This window comes from Pelomonas sp. Root1237 (assembly GCF_001425055.1).
Taxonomy (GTDB): domain Bacteria; phylum Pseudomonadota; class Gammaproteobacteria; order Burkholderiales; family Burkholderiaceae_C; genus Pelomonas.
Map to the genome: position 1 here is coordinate 1 of NZ_LMDK01000014.1, position 3,405 is coordinate 3,405.

Here is a 3,405-nt window from a genome sequence, read left to right on the forward strand (position 1 = left end):
CCAGGCGGTCTTCGTGGACTTCGATCGCATAGGCCTCGGCCGCGTAATGTGCGGCCACGCCCGGCTGATGCATCCACTGTCCGTCAGTGAACTTCATGATGAATCAATCTTCCTTGTTGTCTCCGGTCGGCCGGCGGGTGCGCCGGCCCCTCTTGCTTGGTTGGTCTGTCGGGTCTCCTAGGCTGAAGGCGCCTTGACGTGGCGCGCGACGTAGTCGCCGTGTTCGGGCATGCCGCCCACGGTGTGTGTGATGGCCTGGCGCAGGCGCACGAAGTGCTGCAGCAGGGCCTCGGGGTCGATGTGGTCGACGAAGGGGTCGTAGCTCTCGGGCCGCAGGCCCAGGCCGAAGAAGAGCGACACCCACGACGGCTCGGCAAAGCCGTCGGGGTCGAGGATGGCGACACGGCCCGCGCTGCGAAAGAGCTCGATCTGGTGGGCCAGCGTGTCCGGGATCGGCATGGCCGCGCAGTAGCGCCACAGCTCGGCGTCGCGTCGGTCGGTCAGCTTGTAGTGCAGCACGATGAAGTCGCGGATGGACTCGTACTGCAGGGCCATGCGCCGGTTGAACTCGGCCGCCAGGTGGGGCTTGAACTGCCTGTCCGGGAAGAACTGGATGAGGCGACCGACGCCGTCCATGATGAGCTGGATGCTGGTCGACTCCAGCGGTTCCAGAAAGCCTGAAGCCAGGCCGATGGCGACGACGTTCCTGACCCAGCCCTGCTTGCGCCGGCCAGTGGTGAAGCGCAGTTGGCGCGGCGTGTCCAGCGCCTTGCTGTCCAGCCCGGCCAGCAGCGTGCTGGCGGCTTCATCGTCACTGATGAACTGGCTGCAATAGACATGGCCATTGCCGGTGCGGTGCTGCAGCGGAATGCGCCACTGCCAGCCCGCCGCCTTGGCGGTCGACATCGTGTAGGGCGTCAGCGGCTCGACACGTTCGCTCGGCACGGCCTGGGCGCTGTTGCAAGGCAGCAGCGCGCTCCAGTCCTCGAAGGGCGATTGCATCGCGCCGCCGATCAGCAGCGCACGGAAACCCGAGCAGTCGACGAAGAGATCGCCATCAATGCGGCGGCCGTCCTTGAGCTTGACCGCGGCGACGAAACCGTCCTCGGGACGCAGCTCGACATCGACGATCAGCCCTTCAATGCGCTGGGCACCGCGCGCCATCGCGTACTCGCGCAGAAAGGCGGCGTACAGGCCGGCGTCGAAGTGGTAGGCGAAGGAATAGGCATTGGCCGCCGACGGCGCCCCGCCCTCGGGGGGCGTGAAGCGGTTGCGCCTGGCCATGACGGTGGACGTTGACCAGTCCTCGTAGCTGGGCAGCCCGTCGACCTGGCGCTGCAAGCGCAGCCAGTGCTGCCAGGGCGCGCGCGCGTCGATGGCCGGGCCGAAGTCCCCGAAGCCATGGAAGAAGCGGTGGCCGACGTGGCCCCAGTCGCGGAACTCGATGCCGAGCTTGAAGCTGCCCTGGGTGCGCTTGACGAACTCGGCGCCGTCCAGGCCCAAAGTTTGGTTGTAGGCGCGGATGGGCGGCAGCGTGGCCTCGCCGACGCCGATCGTGCCGATGTCGGGCGACTCGATCAGCACGATCTCGCAGGCGCCCTGGCCGGCCTGCGCAAAGCGTTGAGCCAGCGGCGCAGCCGCCATCCAGCCGGCGGTGCCGCCGCCAACGATGACGATCTTGCGGATGGAGGGATCGGACATGGCTGTCTCTGGGCCAGTTTTTATGGAGCCTCACCACAGGACCGGTGGGCGGCGCGATCTTCGGCGAGTCGGGCTGTGTCGCGCTAGGGGCTTTTACCGTATTTACTTCGTACGACGGCCGAACTAATATGGCACCGAGCCCGTCAAAAGCATGGGCAGGACTAGGAGACAAATGCAGGCCGAAGCCGCAAGCAGCCAACAGCTGCTCAAGGTCATCAATCGCATGGCGCTGGTGCGACATCTCTGTGCCAATCCGGGGCTGTCGCGTGCCGACCTGGCCGTGGCCGTCGGCTTGACGAAGTCCACCGTCAGCCTGCTGGTGCGCGAACTGATTCTTGAAGGCTGGCTGGCCGAACGCGAGGTCGTCGCGACCGGCGACCTGGGCCGCCGCCCCACCCCCCTCTTCATCGATCCCGCCCGGCTGGTGCTGCTCGGCGCCGAGGTCGGCATCGAATCCGTGCGCGTCGTCGCCACCTCGCTGACCGGCGAGGTGCTGGCCTGGACCGTCGCCCACTACAGCGCCAACCGCACAGCCAAGGCCTGCATCGCCAGCCTCGCCACGGCGCTGCTCAAGCTGCGCAAGCAGCTGGATGCCGGCCAGCAGATCCTGGGCATCGGCGTGGGCCTGCCCGGTGGCGTCAACGAGGCGCGCGGCGTGCTGCACTTCGCGCCCAATCTGGGCTGGCGCGATATTCCCTTTGGTGCCCTGCTCAGCGAAAAGCTGCAAGACACTTCGCTCGCTGGCGCACCCCTCTTCATACAGAACGAAGCCGATGTGGCGGCCCTGGGCGAAATGGAGTTCAACTCCGCGCCGACGTCGGACCCGCTGCTGTATGTGTCCATCAACCAGGGCCTGGGCGCCGGCGTCATCGTCGGCGACCGTCTGCTGACCGGCAGCCGCGGTTTCGCCGGTGAGGTGGGCCACATGGTGCTGCAGCTCAATGGACCACGCTGCTCCTGCGGCCGACGCGGCTGCGCCGAAGCATTGATCGCGACGCGCGCCATGCTCGGCGGCAGTGAGGATGGCACGACACTGCGCTCGCTGGCCGAAGTACGCGCCCATCTCGTCGACGAGGACGCGCACACGCTGAAGGCTGTGAGTTCCGCCGGCCGCTATCTCGGCGTGCTGCTGCAGAACCTGGCCACCGCCTACGACCCCGCCTGCATCGTGCTGGGCGGTTCGGTCGTCGAACTGGGCGAGCCCTTCCTGAAGCCAGCGCTGGACACGCTGCTCGACTACGCCGCAGCGGCCAGCCTGCCACCGCCGAGCGTGCGCACCTCGTTGTTCGGCGCCAATGCCGTCGCCGTCGGCGCGGCCGCGCTGGCCCGCTACCGCCTGACCCGGCCTACCCTGCCCGGCGCGGTGACGGCTGTGGGCGAGAGCATCAGCGAGGAGTCCGCTTGATGTTCCTCGGCATCGATCTCGGCACCTCCGAAGTCAAGCTGCTGCTGCTTGACGGTGAAGGCCACATCGTCGGCACGGCAGGCAGCGCGCTGACGCTGTCGGCGCCTGAGCCGCTGTGGTCGGAGCAGGCGCCGAGCGATTGGTGGCAGGCCACCGAGGCCGCCGTTGCCAAGCTGCGCGCCGCCCATCCGATGGCCTTTGCCGCCGTGCGCGGCATCGGCCTGTCCGGCCAGATGCACGGCGCGGTGCTGCTGGGCGCTGACGATGCCGTGCTGCGCCCGGCCATCCTGTGGAACGAC

Annotated in this window: 3 protein-coding genes; 2 read left to right on the forward strand and 1 reads right to left on the reverse strand. The window is 67.9% G+C overall.

Annotated features, from left to right (window positions below):
* Positions 1 to 177: 177 nt before the first annotated feature.
* Positions 178 to 1,701 (reverse strand): tryptophan halogenase family protein, encoded by a 1,524-nt coding sequence (locus ASC91_RS12775; RefSeq protein WP_056197277.1) that lies wholly within the window; start codon positions 1,699 to 1,701, stop codon positions 178 to 180.
* A 172-nt stretch (positions 1,702 to 1,873) separates the two neighbouring features.
* Between ASC91_RS12775 and ASC91_RS12780 the strand changes: the two genes are divergently transcribed.
* Together ASC91_RS12780 and ASC91_RS12785 are read left to right on the forward strand one after the other, a co-directional pair.
* Positions 1,874 to 3,106 (forward strand): ROK family transcriptional regulator, encoded by a 1,233-nt coding sequence (locus ASC91_RS12780; protein ID WP_056197278.1) that lies wholly within the window; start codon positions 1,874 to 1,876, stop codon positions 3,104 to 3,106.
* Positions 3,106 to 3,405 (forward strand): FGGY family carbohydrate kinase (locus ASC91_RS12785; protein WP_268795258.1); only part of this gene is annotated, 300 nt, incomplete at its 3' end. The genes ASC91_RS12780 and ASC91_RS12785, both read left to right, overlap by 1 nt.